Genomic DNA, 18,830 nt, shown 5'->3' on the forward strand with positions numbered 1-18,830 from the left:
ACGAGCAGAACGATCGATCTGAAGGATTCCGCCAGCCACGGTACGACTGGGACCATGACTGTGATATCGATCAGGTTGATTTCGCGCGCTGGCAGTACTGCCTCGGCCGACAGGAGCCGCAACAGTCGCTGTGGGATGACTACTTGTGCGTCGAACTTGACAGCAACGATGACCGGATGGTCAGCATCGAGGATTGGGATGCCTTTGAAGCCAACGCGACTGGGGCGGGCATCAGTTACAATCCAAAACCGCCTCCAGCGTCATCATCTCCGCTGGATCCGTGCGAAACACCTGAGAACTACTTCACCATCACCGCCTGGCGGAGCGTTCGTACTCATGGCACGGTTGGACCACTCGGGATTACCCTGGACCCGGACGCGGCGCCTGATAGTGCGGTGATCGAACCGCGTCAGGGCGACGTCCAGATCATCGAAGTGGACTTGGCCCAGCCGGCCTACCCGTGGACGGACCTATCCTTTGTCTACGTCACCGGCAGCGATGCCAGCCAGCCCTGGCCTATGTCGTATGATTTCGTCAACAATGATCAGACCTTCCGGCTCTTCTTCGATGCGACTGACCCGGACAATCGTCTTAACGATCAGGTGTGCTACACGATCGACCTGTCCGACGCCCTGATCAGCCTGAACTGGACGGAGCTTGAGTGCGACGCCGATTGCTCGATTCGCATGCTGGCGGCGGACGTGGACGGCGACGTTACCGTGGAAGAGACCGACGATGAAGGGGCGATCGAGGCCGCCAACGGCCAGACCGCCGGTGAATCCAACATGCGTCTGGATATCGACACTGACGGCACGATCACCGGCACCGAGACCACTGGTGCTGACTGGACCATTGTACATGCACTTCTCGACAACACGGTTGTTTGCTCGGGTGGCAGCATGACGATGGGGATAAGCCAGTCGATGAGCATGGCCGAAAGGGGTGATCAGACACAGGAATTGACCTTGCTGGCACTTCTACAACAGCAGCTGGCCGCGGGTCTTCTCAGCCCGACGGCAAACGTCTCGGCTCGGTGGGTGGTCCACGGAACGGGAGCAACATCGGTGACACTGCCGGCTGGCGGTGGGACGGTTGCGGTTGACCTGGTAGTCGCGACGGATGCGCCCATCTGGGGCCTCGAGGGCAGGCTGGCTGTCGATGCAGCCAACGTCGTCTCGATCAACTCGGCCGACTGGACCGAACTGGATAACGTGCTCTTCTCCCACAGAGTGGACGGCCACAACCAGAGCAGTTACTACGACCTGACGGTGATGGACTGGCTCTGGGCCAGGATGACGCCGGATGGCAGCGACGTCATCGACTCCGGCACCGACGTGGAAGCCTTGCTGGCGCCGGACCCGCCGACAGCGTGGACACTGACGAACAGCTTGGCTACGGTTGATGGGGCGATCGCCACCCCAGCCGGGGACCTGTTCACAACCACGGCCAGCATCGGTGGAGCGACCCGACAACTGCTGCCGGTTGGCCAAACCGCTGTGGCGACACTCTCGCTGACAATCAGCGGAACACCCGGTACCTACCACCTGACGCTGAATGACGGATCGTTCATCAATGAGGATATGGCGAGTGTCCCGATGGTTGGCGGACCTGAACTCGAAATCATTGTGGGGCAGTAGTAACGGCACAGGACGGCAGTCCTGTGAAGAACTGGGCCGCTGCTTGTTCGGTGTGATCGTACCAAAGGCATGAAGTGCGGAGGGAGCAATTGCCCAGAGTGCTCCCTCCGCATAATTCCCGCTCATACCTTGCCCTGCATCAGCGGGCCGATATGGTGTTGGAAGGTTTCTTCGATCACTTTCCGGTCCTCGGCCGGAACCTTGTTCAAGACGCAGACGGCGAGGGCCCGGGCAAACTTGTTGCCACGCTCCAACCTGGCGCAGAGAGCCAGAAGTCGCCTGGTCGTGAGGACTGTGGTCAGTTCCTCGTTGGCCTGAGTTTGCCCGTGCCGCTGGGGCCGTAGAGGAAGACCCGCTCGTTGTGCTCGACGGCCTCGGCCACGTCGCGGGCGGGGTCGGTCCAGCCCTTGACACGCCACTGCGGGCAAGGCCCGCCGGTCGCGGCGCGACCGATGCCACTTCGTGGCTCGCGGCGCGTCAAGGGCCAGACGAAGGTCGGATCGGGCTGGGGGATCAGGGGGTGCTCGACGCCGTAGCGGGCGGTCATCGGGCAGCCGGCCACTTCCAGGCGGTAGTGCAGGCACTCGTTGACCTTGCGGACGTTGTGGGCCGCCAGGAAACCGGCGAAACGCTCCGAGCACAGGGGGTGTTCGGGGAACCGAGCCCTGAAGACCTCCGGCTCGATCTTGTGGTCGGTCCGCAGGTGCGGAATCAGGGGCTCTGACGGGATGAGGTACATACAACTGGCAAATCGATCCGCCCGATGATACCTTCCGCCCATCTGTAACCGCCTCAGGGGGATGAGAACGGCCCGGAAGCCTGGAGCATGAGCGACAACGCACACAGCGGTTTGCGCGACCTATCCACCGCCCAGTGGAAAGCCGGCATCGCCGCGTGGCTGGGGTGGATGTTTGACGGGCTGGACATGCACCTGTACACGCTGGTGGCCCTGCCGTTTGTGGCCGAGCTGCTGCGCGTTTCGATCAAGGATCCGGCGGCGGGCTACTATGGTTCGTGGATCCAGGCGAGTTTTCTGGTCGGCTGGGCCTTGGGGGGAGCGTTCTTCGGGCGCATCGGCGACCGCCTTGGCCGCACTCGTACGCTCATGCTGACCATCCTGACCTACGCTGCCTTCACGGGTCTCTCGTTCTTCGCCCAGACGTGGTGGCACCTGCTGATTTTCCGGTTTCTGGCGGCGCTGGGGATCGGAGGCGAATGGGCGGTCGGGGCTTCGCTGCTGTCGGAGACCTGGCCGAAGCGGTTGCGGCCGTGGGTCGCGGCCGTACTCCAGACCAGCGGCAACTGCGGTGTACTGCTGGCCAGCCTGGCTTACTACGTGATTGCCCGCATGGAAGCGCCGAACCGCGCCGTGTTCCTGGTGGGCATCCTGCCTGCACTGATCGTGTTCTGGATTCGACGGGCGGTGCCGGAGTCTTCTCACTGGGAAGCGGTCAAGCGGCACGAACGGGACCAGCCCGGCATCGCAGATCTCTTTCGTGGCTCGATCCGACGCACGACGTTACTGACGGTCTTCGTATGTGCCACCACGCTGACCGCTCACTGGGCGTTTTTGTTCTGGTATCTGCAACATTTCCACGGGCTGGAGAGCCTGCAAGGCTGGAGCGAGGCGCGGCGCAATGCCTTGGTGAGCCAGGCGATGTTCCTGGTGATGGCCTCGGCTATCGCGGGCAACTTCCTGGCCGGTTTTCTGGCAACGCGATTGGGTTTCCGCCGGGTCATTCTGCTGTTATGTGTGGCTTACTTCGGGTCGCTGACGTTGGCGTACGGCGTTCCTCGCGATCATCGGAGCCTGCTGGCATGCTTGCCCCTGGCCGGGCTATCGCAAGGCATCTTCGCCCTGTTTACCATGTATCTGCCGCCATTGTTTCCGACGTTGCTTCGCACGACGGGGGCCGGTTTCTGCTACAACATCGGCCGGGTCGTGGCAGCCGGCGGCACGGTGTTTTTCGGTTTGTTCTCGAAGGTAGGCGACCATCGGCCGGCAATTCTCTGTGCCGGTCTGCTGTTCCTGCCTGCGGCCGTGGTGGCGTATTTCCTGCCGGAGGATCGCTGGCAAAGGGGGCACGACGCCGGCCCCAGGGCATGAAGGCCAACCGACTATCAACGGGTTTGCAGTTTTGCAGTAGAAAACCGTGACTCGTTCGAGGTAGTTGTCATGCGGGTGCCGCGGTCGATGACGATTACCCTGGTGCTGGGCGCGCGGCGCCTGTTCGCACTGGCGGTGTCCGAGCGGTTCATGCCTGTGTGCCGGAGTCTTCGACGATGAGCGACGCAGAACAAAGAGTGACGCTTGGTGTCGACCAGCAAAAGCGGCGAGCAAGTGTTTTTCGGGGCAACGTCCTGGTGCTGGGGCTGGTGAGTTTGTTCACCGACCTGTCCAGCGAGATGATGAACCCGCTATTGCCGATCTTCATCGCCGGGCTGGTGCCGCTGGGCATGGCCCCGGTGTACGTCGGGCTGGTGGAAGGGGTCGCAGAGACGACGGCCAGTCTGCTGAAGCTGGTCTCCGGCCGGATCAGCGACCGTCTGGGGAGGCGAAAGGCCCTGGTTGTAGCGGGCTATGGCATTTCGACGGCGGTGCGGCCTTTGATGGCCTTGGCGGGGCTGGTGGGGGCGGCTTGGGGCGGCTGGCAGGTGGTGGGATTGAAATTTCTGGATCGTGTGGGCAAAGGCATCCGCACCTCGCCGCGGGATGCGTTGATCGGCGACTCCGTGGGGGCCGACGTTCGCGGGCTGGCGTTCAGCTTCACTCGGGCGCTCGATCATGCGGGGGCGGTGCTCGGTTCGCTGGTTTCGGTGTGCATCCTGATGGCTATGCTGGGCTACGGGATATGGAGAAGCAGCGACGCCAAGCCCACACAGGACGAGATGACCGCTCTGCGATGGCTGTTCGGCATCGCCCTGATTCCGGGGCTTCTGGCGGTGGCGACACTCATCCTGAAGGTTCGTGAGATTGCTCCTCGGCCGCGCCGGTCGGTCTCGGGGGCGCAGGAAAGCAAGGGGATGGCGACTGCTGCCGGAGCATGGAAACGCCTGCCTCGGCGTTTCTATCCCTTTGTGGGCGTTGTGGTGCTGTTTACGCTGGGCAACAGCTCGGACATGTTTTTGCTGCTTTACGCTTGGCAAAAATTCCGGCTTGGACTGCCGGCGGTCATCGGATTGTGGATCGTGCTGCATCTGTCCAAGATCGTCTTCAGTTTCCCCGGAGGGATGCTCTCGGACCGGCTGGGTCGGCGGCCGATGATCGTGGCGGGCTGGGTGACGTATGCGCTGGTGTATCTGGGACTTTCGCAGGCGCAGGCGGAATGGCAGTTCTGGGCGTTGTTCCTGGCCTACGGATTCTATTACGGCATGAGCGAAGGCGCGGAGAAAGCCCTGGTCGCCGATTTCGTCCCCAGCCAGCACCTCGGGACGGCCTACGGCGTCTACAACGGCGCGGTCGGCCTGGCGGCACTGCCGGGCAGCCTGCTGTTCGGCGTCTTCTGGGCGGTGATCGGGCCGGGCTGGGCATTCGGCATCGGGGCCGCGCTGGCGGGTCTGGCCGCGGTGCTGCTGATGGTGCTGTTGACCGAGACTCGCATCACAGCGGCTCGCCGTAGCTGATCACCGTGACTCGTGCGCGGGGTTGGGCTTCGCCGCCGGTGTCACAGTGAAAGCGGACCTCGTTGGCCCCTGCCTCCAGGGTTGGCACGTCTCCCTGCGGGTTGACATCGCCAATAAAGCCCCCATCCTTGCCATAGTGCTTGCAGTCGGCCGGCGAGTTGAACTCGATATAGCTGCCGCTCTCCATTTCGACCGGGAACACAAGTGTCTTTCCCCCGATGGTGATCGACGGATCCTTGAGCTTGTTCATGAACACCGAGAGCCCGCGGATGGGACTGAGATAGCAGGTGACGGTGTCCTCGGCCGGGAGGTTGTTGTACCAGAGGCTGATGGTCTCGACCTGCCTGAAGTCTACGTGTTCGCGAAAGATCGAATAGGCCCAGCCATAGGGCCAGGTGTACTGCCGCCAGCGCTCGCCTTCCGGCTCAACCAACTCGAAATAGCGCCATCCGGTAAAATCCACGTTGATGTAGTGGTCACCAATCCCGTGCGAGACATGAGGCGGGCTGGTCAGTTGCACGTTCAGCACCTCGCCTTTGCCATCGCCGTGCACCCACAGGCCCAGGCCCTCGTGTTTTTCGAGGCTAAGCGGCGGGGCGAACTTCTTGCCGACCTTGGCCCAGGCTGCGGTTCGGCCCACCTTGCCCGAGTTGGATGCAGTGAAGGCTCCACTGACAGCACCGACCTTGACCTGCCCGGTGCTCGGCCGCAGATCGGCCGTCACGCCGGTGTTGACCGCCCGCTCAGAGAAGTCAGACGTATCGGAGAAATCCTCGACCACAAGGCCGCCCGGGGTGTCATAAGGCGAGATCGATGGCAGGGCCTCGATCCGCAACCGCACGGGCTGTCGCCGATAGGGGTTTTCGACCCGCCAGATCCGCGCGCAATCCTCCCGGCTCTCGACCTTGTGCTTGGCGTACTGCACCGGCCGCAGGCGCCATCGGCCGTCTTCGGCCTTGAACAGCGTGAATTCCTTGCCCACCTCGGCAAGTTTCGTTCGCGTGGCCTCATCGAAGTACTTCGCGTGCCGAAGCTCCTCATAGTTTCGCATGATCTCGGCCAAGCGTCCGAAAACGGGGACGGTGTTGATGTTGCCGGGGTTGACGCCCATGATCGAGAAGCCGCAATCGTTGCCGATGCACTTGCCGCAGAGATACTCGATGTCGTCTGAGAAGGTGGGTTCGTTCTGGATATCGCTGTATGTCTTGACCGCCCACCAGCCCAGGTGCCCCGGCAGGAACATCCGGGCCAAGCCGGCGTTGGCCTCGCAGTGCAGGTCGATGAACCGCTTGTGGCTGCGATTGGGGTGATCCCAGGCCCCCATGCGCGAACGAACATACCATAGGTGGTGATGGAAGGTGCTCATCTCCATCACCGGCGGCTTGTTGAGCCGCTTGAACAGCTCAAAGACGAACTTCGAGCCGTAGTGCCAGCCGTATTCGTTGCCGCCGAGGATGCCTTCGCCATCAAGAGCGTCCAGGTACATCATGTCGAAACCACAGGCGTTGTAAGTGTCGGCCGTCTTCTGGGCGACTTCCTCCAACAGCGTCGAGTCGCCGTCGGGTGTGAAGAGGAAGAAACACTGTTTCAAATGGTGCACCTTGGCCCCGGCCTTGTGTGCCGCGACCTTCGTGCCGTGGGCTCCTCGCTGGCACTTGGTGAAAGCATATGGCTTGTCCTCGGACAGGCCCGCGTAGACGATCAACTCGTCGTCGATCTGCAACGTCAGGCTGTTCCGTTCGAAGAAACCCGTCTTGAGGTTTCGTCCTTCAAGACTCTCGTTCACGGACACGGTGGCCGAATCAGCCGTGATATCCGAGGCAAGCGTGTACGTCGCGTCTTTGCCGAGGCGAGGGTCGGGTACGGGCGTCACCCAAGGAGCATCCTTGGCGATGAAGAACGCATATGTGTGCAGACCCGCCTTGATGCCTGCTTCGTGCAGGCGATCCACAACCGCCTTCATGCTCGCCAACCCGTTCGGATAGATCTCCGGATTCGGCCGGCAGTCACCGAAGCGGAAGGACCGCCCGCCGTGGAAGTCGATCTGGTTCATTCCGAGGCGTTTAGCGAGCCTGATCCAATCGTCGACCGTCTTTTCGTTGAGGTCGCCGAAATCGAAGAGGTATGAACCCTTGTTGACGTCGTGATCCATGGCCCACGGTCCGCCCAGAGGTGAATGGGGCAGGTCGGGGGCATCGGTCACCACCTGCTGCAAGATCTGTCGGAGTTGGTCCGGCGGGCACGCCACGACGGCCGCCTGTGCACCCGCACAACCGAACCGCGGGTAGGACAGCGCTTCCAGACGACTGACCGGTCGCGGAATCTCGCGGACGTTGGTTTTCAGATTCAGGGCCAAGGTACATGCCGCGAGCGGTTCGTCCGCCTGGGCCTGGAGGGTGAGCGGCAGATCGAAGAACGTGAACACTTCGACGCCGGGCCCTTCCAGCGAGACCACCTCGACGACGAAATAGCGGGAATGAGAGATAAGCTTGAGGACCGCCCGCGCATCGGTGCCGGCGAAGCCGAGCACCACCAGATCCCCATCGGCTTTCGCCGAGCCGGCCGGGTGCCGCTTCCCGGCAATCTCGACCTGGGCGACCGGCACAGGCCGGCAATAGTCCGTACCGCGCTGCTTGTCGATGAAGTGGAGGCTCCGGGCATCGGCACCGAGGGTGTACTTGACGAAGTCGGTTTCGACCGTAACCGCGGCTTTCTCGCCCTCAGGCGGCGCGTCCGCGGCCGGCGCGAGGGGAGCGACAGCAAACAGGGCAAGCAACCCGATCGAGACGGTTCGACGACTGATGGACATGGAATGATCTCCCCGCAATGAACCAACCCTGGAACGGTTTCCCGCAAACGCGGTTGATAGGTTAATCAGTTGCGTCCGGCGCGTGAAGAAGACCGGCCCGGCGACGGACCCAAGCCGCGGGGGACAACCGGTGAAGAAGGGCGAACGGCGAAACCCGACCGGGACTACTGAGCCAACTGCAGGCCGGCGAGACCCGTTGCGACATCGTCATAGACATCGAAGATCTTATCGAGGCCGGTGACGAGAAAGACGCCCCAGACATGGATACTGATCGCGCACAGGTGCAGCTTTCGCTTGTTGTTGATGACCACCGCTTTGCGCAGTTTGAGCAGCCTGGCGATGTTCGAGGAGTTGAGGAAGGTGACTTCCTGGAAGTTCAGCACGACGTCGAGATCGGTGCGTTGCTCGACCGTATCGAGAACGGTGGTCAAGTCGTCCGTGAACTGCGGATCGTCAGCCAATTCAACCAGCAAGACGTTGTCGGACCAGTTTTCAATCGGCATATACCACCTCTCAACGGTCTTGGGTATCGTTGGCGCCACTCTACTGTGGCCCTGCAAGTCTGTCAACGCGGCCGTTCACAGGGCGCGGACCAGCATGACCCGGTCTACTTGTCTGCAAGCTTCGGCGTCCTTGATATCGGCAAGAAAACGTTGCCCGTCCTCGTAATATCCGGCAGTCGGACGCAAACCTGCCACCTGGGAGCACCAGTATCGGTTGAAGCAGATCATGAACAGCTCGCGAACGTACTTGCTGAAGATGCTGGCCAGGGCGATCGCGAGGTGATGTTTTTCCCCCTGCTTGACAAAACGGACGACCAAGGGCGCGGGACGACGGTTCAAACGATAGCCGCTTCTGTCGGGTGACTCTTCCAACACTTCCAGGCGGGCATCCTGGAAAGCAGTCATCAGCGGCCGTCGGTAGCCGACCCTTCCCCCCTGTCGATCGATCCAAACGCCGAGCGGGCGCGGCCCCAGAGACTCGATCACCCGCTGAATCAAACGGGTGGTACGGCCGAAGAGCACGACCGCTTTATTGCGGGTCGTCTCCACCTGACGGTTGAAATGCCCCTCCGGCAGAACCTCCACCCAGGCTCCACGAAACCGGATTCCGGCCCTGGCGAGCGAACGGTGCAATGAATGGGCCTGAAGCCTGACGGAATCCGGTCCGCAGTCGACGGGTAGTTCCACGTCGGCCCCCTGGTACCATGGATAACCTGCAAGTTGCCCGAGGACTTGGGGACAGAAGCTTCGGAGGAGTCCCCGGAGGCTTCCGGGCATTGGGCCCACTTGTGCAAGGAAGGCCAGGGCCGCCTGCTCGAGCAGCAAGAGGCCGTGCTTTCCGCCACCCTTGCCGTGCAACTTCTTGCTGTCGGCCACGGCCAAGCGTGGCTCGCGTTTAGAGGCCTTGCGGGTGACACTGTCGGCCAGGAGGCTCCAGAGGTCGGGACCGGCGGCGGGCTCGGTGACTTTCTTGAGCACCGACAAAGGGACGTCAAACGCGGTAGCCGACACCACCAGCGGCCCGAGAAGAGGGCCGTACCCGGCCTCGTCGATTCCAACGACCGTGGCGGTCTGGTCCCGGTATGAATCAGCGACGTCCGGCATGACCCATGTTCATACCCAAACAGTCCGTCGGGCTCAAGAGCATTTACAGAGGACACTCAGTCGGCCATAGTACCAGCTCATGGGCAGCCCTTATCGACGTTGCCGGGCTTACATCCATTACCTCAGGAAGCCGATCCTGAGCTTCCTGCCGTTTTTGGGGCTGCTCGTGACGGTGTTGATCATCGGTACCTTCTGCTTTCACTTTCTGTACACCCACAAACGGCTGAGCTATGCGGAAGCGTTCTACATCACCTATTGTCTTGTCTGGGTGGAGCATCTGATCGAGTTTCCGGAGCACTGGCTGCTGCGCATGTTCTATTTTGTGTTGCCGCCGCTGGGCTTCCTGGTTTTTCTCGATGCCGTCGTGCGGTTCAGCTATCACATCCTGCGCCGCGATGAAGCGGGGGAGGAGTGGATTCGAGCCATGTGCAAGACGCTCAACAATCACGTCGTTCTGTGCGGGCTGGGCAAGCTTGGTCTGCGGACGCTGCAGCAGCTGATCCGGTTGGGCGAGACAGTAGCCGTTCTTGAGAAGAACCCGCATTGTCCCAACCTCGCTTTTGCGCGCAACAACGGCATTCCGGTACGGCTGGGCCACAGTCGTGAGGAAGGGGTCTTCGATGACCTCAACGTCGCCAAGGCCAAGTCGATCATCCTGGCCACCAATGACGACTTGGCCAATCTGGAGATGGCCATCGACGCCCGCAAGCTGAATCCGAGCATTCGCGTGATCATCCGCGTGTTCGACCAGGAACTGGCAGCGAGGCTCCGCGACTCGTTCGACATGCCGCTGGCCTTCAGCACCTCGGAGCTGGCAGCGCCGCTCTTTGCCACCAGTTCGAGCGATCCGACGATCGTTAATTCGTTTTACGTGGGTGACCGCCTGTTGGCGGTGGCCAACCTGACGGTGAATGAGGAAGCGGAACTGGTTGGGCGGGCGATCCGCGACGTGGGCAAGCATTTGCACGCGTTCGTGCTCTCGCACACCCGATCCGGCCAAACGATGCTGTTCCCCAGTGCTGATGTGGTGCTTGAGGCCGGCGACGCGATCACGGTTCAGGCGGAGCCGGAGGACCTCAGGGCCATCCACCGGATGAATCAGAGTTGACGGACGTTCCGAAGGCTGCCACAGGCGGGCGGGTACCTGAGCAGAGCCCAACTACGGGGGCCGGCCGGTTCGTTTGCATCAGAGGTGTGACCGTTTTACCGTGCGATCTCTTTGCCGGCGCTCACGCGGTTGAAATACATGCCCACGTCCCAGACCGGGCCCATGTCGCCGATGGTCTTCTGGGCGACGATGGCCGCCCGGTTGCCAAGATCGAGGCCGAGCTTCACGCGAGAGGCGAGGTCGGCCTTGCGGTTGAATGAGCCGTCTTTCTGGATGCCGAGGTAGCCGGCAATCAGGCCAGAGCTGCAGGCATCTCCCGCGCCCGGACGGTCCAGAATCACATAGTCGAACACGTCGCCCACGCAGTAGGCGCCATCGGGCAAGAGCGCCGCCGAGGTCCAGACGCCCGTCTCATTGGTCACCCGCTTACGAATGGTCAGGACATACAGCTCGCACCTGTTGCCGTAGCGTTCCTTCAAGGTCTCGAGCACTTTGCGGCTGCGTTCGATAAGCACATCGATCGGCGATTCGTCGTCGACGCCGAAGTCGATCCCGAAGACCGTTTTGGCGTCCGTTTCCGTCGTGATGAGGGCGGTGATCCAGCCGGTGCGCAGGTAGGTGTCGATCTGCTTGCCGGCGTCGGCGGGCGACCAGAGCTTCTTTCGGTAGTTCACGTCGAAAAAGACCGGCACGCCGGACAGCTTTGCTCGTTTGAGGGCCAGTTCGGTGTTGGCCGCGCAATGGGCGCTCAGCGCGGGGGTGATACCGCTGATGAACATGGCCGAGCTCTGTTGCACGACGTCGAATAATGATTCATCCGGGGCCAGCTCAGCGATCGCTGAACCCTTGCGGTCATAATCCACCCTGGCAACGATCGGGCCGAGTCCCTGTTCAAGGTAATAGACGCCGTTACGGAGGTTCTTCGTCCAACGGACATGGGCCAAGCCCACCCCATATCGTCTCAAATCGGCTACCAGCGTGCGGCCGGCCAAGTCATCGTTCAGGGCGGTCACCAGCTCCGTCCTGAATCCGGGTGAGTAACCGGCCAACTTGGCCAATACATTGGCCTCCGATCCCCCAGCGGTGATCTGGATGGTATTGGAATCTCCAAAGGCCTGAGGGCCAATTGGAGACAACCGCACCATTACTTCCCCGAAGCCGCATACAGTCAGACGGTTTTCCGTTGCCATTGAGAATCCTCCACCACCGCATAGGAGCGTCGGTAAATCGCATTACCGGTGGCATGAAAAAATTGTTTAAGAGAATCGCTTAGTCCTCTTGACCATGAGGCGCCGATGGGGTATGCTCCTTCTGGGGTTACGCTTCCGCGTGCTCTCCTCTCTCCCTCCGCGACTTGCGGAAGCGTCAAGTCCTTCCCTGGCCCCGGTTTGCCACGCCGGGGCCACATTATTGCGCAAACCCGGGCGTCCGACCTCAGTTTTTTTCTGCCTGCGATTGCTCCTGGCTTTACCCCCTAACTTTTAAGAAACTTTGGTAAACCTCATCCCAAAGGGTGGTATCTTTGGGCTGATACGTTATCAAGTTGAAGGACTGGCGGATGAGCTTTCGGGCGGCCGCTAAATCGGGCAACACCCCGGTGGCGACGGCTTGGATGGCAACATTCCCGGCGGCCGTGGCTTCGATCGGGCCGGCCACAACGGTGCGACCTGTCGCATCGGCGGTCCACTGGCAGAGCTGCTTGTTCTGGGTGCCTCCCCCGACCACGTGAATGACCTCGGCCCGTCTGCCCGTACAGGCCTCGATTCGCTCCAGAGTTTGTCTATAGGTTAGAGCCAGGCTTTCCAGGCAAACGCGGACTGTCTCGCCGGGGGTGGAAGGAGCGGCCTGACCGGTCTTGCGGCAGAACTGGGCAATGCGAGCGGGCATGTCTCCGGGGGGAAGGAAGGAGACGTCGTCCGGATTAACCACGGCGAGGAAGGGTCGGGCGGCACCGGCCATGTCGGTCAACTGAGCATAGCTGTAGTCGTGCCCGGCTTTCTGCCATGTACGTCTCGACTCCTGCACCAGCCACAGTCCCATGATGTTCTTGAGGAACCGGAAGGTTCCGCCTACGCCGCCTTCGTTGGTGAAGTTGTAGGCAAGAGACTTGTCATTGATGATCGGCGTCGTGACCTCCATGCCCATCAGGGACCACGTGCCCGAACTCAGGAATACCCAGGGGGCATCGCCGACAGCAGGAACGGCGGCGACCGCCGAACCGGTGTCATGGGTGGCGGGGGCGATCACCGGTACCTGGTCGATGCCGATCTCGTCGCGGACAACCTTGCAGACGGGGCCCAAGACGGTACCGGCGGGCACGATCTCGGGGAAGATCCTCGTCGGGATCCCCAGCTTCTCGATAAGCGCTTTGGCCCAGGCGCCGGCGCGCGGGTCATAGGCCTGGGTGGTGGTGGCATTGGTAAACTCGCAACATTTGCGACCGGTGAACCAGAAGTTGAACAAATCGGGCATCATGAGGAAGGTCTCGGCCGCGTCGAGCAGCGGCGAGTTTGCCAGCTTCATCGCCAGGAGCTGGAAGATCGAATTGAACTGCATGAACTGGATACCGGTATGGTCGAAGATTTCCTTGCGAGGCACGATGCTGAAGGCCTTGTCCAGAATGCCATTGGTGCGGGCATCGCGGTAGTGGAACGGGTTTCCCAGCAGCGCGTTGCCGCGGGCGAAGAGGCCGAAGTCGACACCCCATGTGTCGATGCCGATGCCGCGCAAGCCGGAGGCCTGCTGAAAGGCCATGCCCACGCCCTGCTTCATCTCCGACCACAACCGCAAGACGTCCCAGTGCAACTCATCAAGGGTTTGCACGGGGCCGTTCGGGAAGCGGTGCAAATCGGACAGTTCAAGCTTGCTGTCGGATACCGTGCCGAGAATCACGCGTCCGCTCTCGGCACCCAGATCGATCGCCGCAAAATTCGCTGGATTGCTCATATCTCACGCTTTCTTCATCTGGCGAAAGCTATCAGCGGTCAGCTATCAGCCAGACCTCCAAACCGTTAGCATTCATCCTGCCATCCGTCCAAGCTGACAGCTGACCGCTGATCGCTGACAGCTTCATATCAATGCTTGAAATGCCGCGTGCCGGTCAGAATCATCGCGACATTCGCCCGGTCCGCCAGCGCGATCGTGTCGGCGTCGCGGTTGCCGCCGCCGGGGTGGATGATCGCGGTGATGCCGGCGTCGATGAGCTTCTGCGGGCCGTCGGGCACCGGGAAGAACGCATCGCCGGCCGCCACCGCCCCCTTGAGCTTGTCGCCGTGGCCGTTCTCGCGGGCCAGTTGAATCGCCAAGTCGCAGCTTTTCACCCGGCTCATCTGACCGGCGCCGTTGCCCAGGAGCATGTCATCCTTGCAGATCGTGATCGCGTTGCTCTTGGTGTGCTTGCAGACCAGCCAGGCGAATCGCAAGTCCGCCATTTCGGATTGCGTCGGCTTGCGCCTGGTCACGACCTTCCACTGGTCCTCATTGAGGCCCAGGAGATCGCGGGTCTGCACGAGCATGCCGCCGGTGATTTTCTTGTAGTCGAGTTCGTTCGGATCCGGCGGCGTATCCATTGCCCCGACAGCCAGAAGACGGCACTCTTTGCCCCATTTTCGCTTTTCCGTCGGCGTAGTGATGAGTTTGACCGCGTCCTCATCAAAGTGCGGGGCGATCCACACATCCAGCTTGAAGAACGCCGCCCCGGCTGCTTTGCCCCAACTGCCGAATGAGTTCATCACCGTATTGGCAACGTCCAAGGTGACCGGGAAGTTCATGCACAGCACGCCGCCGGCAGCCGCGATCGGATCACCCAGGTACGCCCGCCGATACGTGTCAACCGGATCGTCGCCGATCGCACACCCGCAAGCGTTCATATGCTTGATGAAAGCCACCGAATGCTTCTTCAGCTTCGCTCGCGATAACTCCTTCACCAGCGATAAGGCTGCGTCCCCATCGCCGTAGTTATTGAATGACATCTCCGCCGATTCGTTGGGCATGCTTGCCAGAATCAGGGCTGGCTCTTCGCTGTCCACCACGTTCCCGAGGACTTCCGCCTGTTGATGGGGATTCTCGCCATACCGCAGTTTTCCCCATGCGCGAAGACGTAGGGTCCTCTGAGAAAACTCGCGATTGATCCTGGCGCTCAACCAGGTTGAAACCGCCTCATCGTAAAGACAAGTGGTTCGAAAGACCCTGCAGGCCTCTTCCACAAGTGCCGCGCCGCGTAGCGCCGGGTCGCTCCACTTCCTCAAGAGAAGCAGGTAAGCGTCGTACATTTCCGGGGAGCAGCAGACCAGTACGTGCTTGTGATTCTTCGCTGCCGCTCGCAGCATGCACGGGCCGCCGATGTCGATCATTTCGATGGCCTGCTCGAAGGTGCAGTTGGGGTCGGCAACAGTCTTTTCGAAGGGGTAGAGATTGACCACCACCATATCGATCGGCTTGATCCCGTGCTTTTCGAGGGTCTTCATATGCTCGGGGTTGTCGCGGTCAGCCAAGATGGCGGCGTGGATCATGGGGTGGAGGGTCTTGACCCGGCCGTCGAGCATTTCGGGGAAGCCGGTGACCTCTTCGACCATGGTCACTGGGATGCCCGCCTCCTTGAGGTGTTTGGCGGTGCCGCCGGTGCTGATGATCTCGATGCCGAACTCGTCGACCAGGGCCCGGGCAAAGTCCGCGATCCCGGTTTTGTCATAAACCGCGATAATGGCGCGTTTGATCTTCAGGTTACTCATGGGGGCGTATGATAGCGTTCGAGGCCGAGGGTGAAAACCGTTGAGGGGGACGGGGAAGGGCTCCCGGCTTCGCTCGATGAGCTGCGCCGTGGCAAGCAGGGTTGAGGGTTCACAAGGCCGATGCCCTCGTCGGACCACAAAGGCAGAGTGAGGGACGAAGGCGGAAGGATGAGCACGAGAAGCCGCGCCGACGAGGGCGTTGGCAGCACGGGAGCTGATAGCTGAGTGCTGACCGCCGACCGCTTATCTTCTCGACCTCAGCGGATCGGCAATCAGGGCCTCGATGGGCGAGAGCTTTGGGCCGGTGTTCTCTGTCGAAGCTGCGGGGGTCTCTTGGCCGGTGGAGGCCTCTTCGGAGGTGGTCTTGCCCTCGCCGGTCGGGGCGGCATCAGGAGCCGCGACCACCGCTGTCTTATCGGCGGGCAGACCTGCCGGCCGGGTGGTGACGGGGCGGAAATCGGCCTCTTTGAGAGGGGCCGCGTTCGCCGGCCTCAGGCAGCGAACCTCCCCACGCGCGGACGTCAGAAAGATCGCATCGTTGAGCGGATTACTCAGGCCGTCGAGGCCGGGAACTGGAGGCTCGACGGTGGTCAACGTCTCGCCCGTCTCGGGACGAACAAAGCGTATGCTGCCGTTTTCGGCCAGCAGAGCCACCCGGCCGGGCCACTCGGCCAGGAATCGCCGGACACCCGTGGCCGTCCAGTTCGGCCATCTGAGTTCCTTGCCGACGCGCTGGAGCTTGTCTCCCTCGAGGGCGACGTAGACGCTTTCACTCGTGACGATGGGTCCTTCCACGGGCACTGCAGGAAGGAGGAACCCGCGCGAGTAGCCTTCCAATCGTTCATGGCCGTCGGCCAGATCCAGAACGTGCAACCGGGGACCGCTGGTGACGACATAAAGGGCTTGTTCGTCGGCCGCCACCCATCCGAGGGGGCGGGCATTCAGTTCCGCAGTAAAAACGGTTCTCCGGGTGTCGATTTCGGTGGCCGCTACCGTCCCGTTGTAATCCGCCAGCACCAACAGGTCTTTCTCAGGAATACACAAGGGGGGCAGGACGATATCCGCGTCGATGCCTACCTGGTAATTCTGGATGTCACGCGAGATGCTGTAGCGGCGAATTCTCTTTCGCGGAGCGGCCTGGAAAACGTGGTCGCCGTTTGCCACCACAGGGCTGATCGGCCCGGCCCACAGGTGGACCGGCCCGACCGGCCGGAGTTCGGTGTCGCCATTGTCAAGGCGGTGGGGCCGGCGAAATTGCGAGCCGGTGGCCGGGTCAAGGAAGACCGCCCGATCACGGATCGTAAAGACCATCGCGCGCAGGTCGCCATCCTGATAAACGGTCGGAGGAAAAAGGTTGGACAGGGGCTCTGCCATCGGTTGGGTCCAGAGGTGAGTTCCCTTGTCTGCGGCAAAGACCCGAACGGAGCCGTCGGAACCGATTGCGACAAGATAGGCATCGACCAGATGCCAAGCCTGGATCTTGTCGACGTGCCTCACTGGGACGACTGCCTGCCAAGCCTGCCGGACCCCGGCGGCCAGCCATGAATCCGGCAGCCGGCCCTCGATGGCCGCGGCAGCCAAGCTCCAAGACGGTCGTGCAGCCAAGGCCAAGACCGCCACCGTTGCCCAAGACCAATAGCCCGGCCCCGGCCGGTAAAGCTTCTGACCGCTCATGTATGGCTCCTGTGAATCCGTGGAAGGTCCTCGTCGGCCCCGATGGTATTCAACCGTGAGCCGAGAGAGCGGTCAAGAGCAAAACGGCCCGACGTACGGTTCAGTTGGTCGCGGCGTGGGGGGGCTGGCGCCGGTTCGAGGGGGAGAAGGCCTGGGGGGGACGCCGGCGTGCCGGCTCCGAGCCAGTGTCCTGAGGCCTTTCCGATGCGGTCCTGCCAGCCCGGAACGCGGAGCGGCCGCCGTATCACCCAGAGCGGGAAGCCTCGGCCCACCCGGCCCGGCCAGGAGCATGGGACGGTCAACCTGCGTGGGTCGGGAACGCATTCGGCTGGGCTATGCGGTGGGCGTCACGGAGGGGTGTCCGCCTGTGGAGGCCTGGGGAACCGAACACACGAGGAGACAAGGCAGGAAGGGTGCCCCGCCCCGGCCGTCATGGAGCTATCTGAGATGGGGGCCTATGGGCCTTGCAAACTCTTTCCACGCAGATATGCTATGGGTTGTAGTGGATCAGGAGGTAAGGATCACTCCGACCGGGCCGGCTGGCGGAGCCGGCACACACAGTCCGGTCAAAACGCTGGCGGCAGATGCCGTCGGCTCGCCTGGGATCAAGCGTTCCGGCCCGGCGGCCGGCAACGACGCGGGATGCGGCGCGATCCCTCTCTACCGGTGGCCTCGGGCGTGAGAGGCCTGGTGGAACCATCAACGCGAAGGTAGGAGCCCGGCCTTTGACCCCTGTAACCAAGATATTTGTCGTTCTGGTGTGTTTATTTGCCTTCATCTTCACACCGCTGACCATCGGTTTTGTCGCCCAGAGCTACCACTGGAAGGCGCTCGCAACGCAATACCAGGAGAACATGTCCACGATGGTAGCAACGGAGCGGGCGGCGTTGGCCTCGGCCGCCAGCGCGGTCAGCCATTACCAGGCCCAGCGTGAAAATGACCGGCTGCAGATGCAGTCGCTCTCGAACGACATTTCAAGGCTGGAACAGAGAATCGAGCAGCTTATTAACGAGAAGGAAGCGTGCGACGCCAGCCGAGCCAGTTGGGAGAGCTCGGCCCAGACGCTTTCTGCCCAACTGAAGGTCATTAATAACCACAATCAGGCTCTCATTGAGGAGAACAGCCGCCTGACCAAGAGCGAACAGGATCTCCGGGCCCGGAATCTCAGTCTGCAGGATCGGGTCGAGGAGCTGAGCGCGAACAGTGTCACGCTGGCCCAGCAGTTGCGTCAGAAGATCGAGGAACTGACGGCGGTGAGGCAGGAGAACGATGAGCTCCGTCAAAGCCTCCAATTGGGCAAGGCTCGTGAGGCGCTGACGTCAGCCGCTCAGCCACCGGCCAAGGCAGGGATTCCGACGAAGGTCAGTGAAATCCGCGGTTCGGTCACGGAGGTTCGACTGAACGAAGGCTTGGCCAGCATCGACGTTGGCAGCACGGCGGGAGTCGCCGAAGGGATGGTTATGGCCGTCGTTCGTGACGGCGACTACATCTGCGACTTGATCATTACGGACAAGGTCGATCCGACGCAATCAGTAGGCAAGATCGCCGTGCAGGGCAGCAAGCAGATTCGTCCTGGCGACACGGTGATTGACGAACGGAGCCTGATGGCCCGCTGAGCAACCGGCTCGGCACAGGGGAAAC

Annotated in this window: 13 protein-coding genes; 5 read left to right on the plus strand and 8 right to left on the minus strand. The window is 61.8% G+C overall.

Features of this window, described 5'->3' with window-relative positions:
• Window positions 1-1,637: hypothetical protein (locus PLL20_14790; GenBank protein HPD31256.1), on the plus strand; the 1,637-nt coding region annotated here is incomplete at its 5' end.
• 298 nt (window positions 1,638-1,935) lie between these two features.
• Here the strand turns inward: PLL20_14790 and PLL20_14795 are convergent.
• On the minus strand, window positions 1,936-2,418 hold the full coding sequence (locus PLL20_14795) for a hypothetical protein (GenBank protein ID HPD31257.1): 483 nt from the start codon (window positions 2,416-2,418) through the stop codon (window positions 1,936-1,938).
• A 45-nt stretch (window positions 2,419-2,463) separates the two neighbouring features.
• Between PLL20_14795 and PLL20_14800 the strand changes: the two genes are divergently transcribed.
• Together PLL20_14800 and PLL20_14805 are read left to right on the plus strand one after the other, a co-directional pair.
• Window positions 2,464-3,744 (plus strand): MFS transporter, encoded by a 1,281-nt coding sequence (locus PLL20_14800; GenBank protein HPD31258.1) that lies wholly within the window; start codon window positions 2,464-2,466, stop codon window positions 3,742-3,744.
• A gap of 176 nt (window positions 3,745-3,920) precedes the next feature.
• On the plus strand, window positions 3,921-5,261 hold the full coding sequence (locus PLL20_14805) for an MFS transporter (GenBank protein ID HPD31259.1): 1,341 nt from the start codon (window positions 3,921-3,923) through the stop codon (window positions 5,259-5,261).
• Here the strand turns inward: PLL20_14805 and PLL20_14810 are convergent.
• From PLL20_14810 to PLL20_14820, 3 genes are all read right to left on the minus strand, one after another.
• Window positions 5,239-8,070 (minus strand): hypothetical protein, encoded by a 2,832-nt coding sequence (locus PLL20_14810; GenBank protein HPD31260.1) that lies wholly within the window; start codon window positions 8,068-8,070, stop codon window positions 5,239-5,241. The two genes, PLL20_14805 and PLL20_14810, sit on opposite strands and share 23 nt — an antisense overlap.
• Before the next feature lie 164 nt (window positions 8,071-8,234).
• A complete protein-coding gene (locus tag PLL20_14815) occupies window positions 8,235-8,573 on the minus strand; it encodes an STAS domain-containing protein (GenBank protein HPD31261.1) in 339 nt (112 codons plus the stop codon).
• A 75-nt stretch (window positions 8,574-8,648) separates the two neighbouring features.
• Entirely contained in the window at window positions 8,649-9,677 is a 1,029-nt protein-coding gene (locus PLL20_14820; GenBank protein HPD31262.1) for a hypothetical protein, read from the minus strand.
• A gap of 79 nt (window positions 9,678-9,756) precedes the next feature.
• On the opposite strand from PLL20_14820, the gene PLL20_14825 reads away from it, so the two are divergent.
• Window positions 9,757-10,785: an NAD-binding protein gene (locus tag PLL20_14825; protein ID HPD31263.1), complete on the plus strand. Its 1,029-nt coding sequence runs from the start codon at window positions 9,757-9,759 to the stop codon at window positions 10,783-10,785.
• A gap of 95 nt (window positions 10,786-10,880) precedes the next feature.
• Here PLL20_14825 and PLL20_14830 read toward each other — a convergent pair whose 3' ends face one another.
• From PLL20_14830 to PLL20_14845, 4 genes are all read right to left on the minus strand, one after another.
• The gene (locus PLL20_14830; GenBank protein HPD31264.1) at window positions 10,881-11,975 is read right to left on the minus strand and encodes a sugar kinase; all 1,095 of its coding nucleotides are present in this window, start codon (window positions 11,973-11,975) and stop codon (window positions 10,881-10,883) included.
• 277 nt (window positions 11,976-12,252) lie between these two features.
• Complete coding sequence (locus PLL20_14835; GenBank protein ID HPD31265.1) at window positions 12,253-13,731, minus strand: rhamnulokinase family protein; 1,479 nt, start codon at window positions 13,729-13,731, stop codon at window positions 12,253-12,255.
• 128 nt (window positions 13,732-13,859) lie between these two features.
• The gene (gene purH, locus PLL20_14840) at window positions 13,860-15,515 is read right to left on the minus strand and encodes a bifunctional phosphoribosylaminoimidazolecarboxamide formyltransferase/IMP cyclohydrolase (protein ID HPD31266.1); all 1,656 of its coding nucleotides are present in this window, start codon (window positions 15,513-15,515) and stop codon (window positions 13,860-13,862) included.
• A 243-nt stretch (window positions 15,516-15,758) separates the two neighbouring features.
• On the minus strand, window positions 15,759-17,189 hold the full coding sequence (locus tag PLL20_14845) for a hypothetical protein (GenBank protein HPD31267.1): 1,431 nt from the start codon (window positions 17,187-17,189) through the stop codon (window positions 15,759-15,761).
• A 725-nt stretch (window positions 17,190-17,914) separates the two neighbouring features.
• Here PLL20_14845 and PLL20_14850 point away from each other — a divergent pair.
• Window positions 17,915-18,805: a hypothetical protein gene (locus PLL20_14850; GenBank protein HPD31268.1), complete on the plus strand. Its 891-nt coding sequence runs from the start codon at window positions 17,915-17,917 to the stop codon at window positions 18,803-18,805.
• Window positions 18,806-18,830: the final 25 nt, after the last annotated feature.

The organism is Phycisphaerae bacterium, from assembly GCA_035384605.1.
In the GTDB taxonomy this organism is placed as follows: Bacteria; Planctomycetota; Phycisphaerae; order UBA1845; family PWPN01; genus JAUCQB01.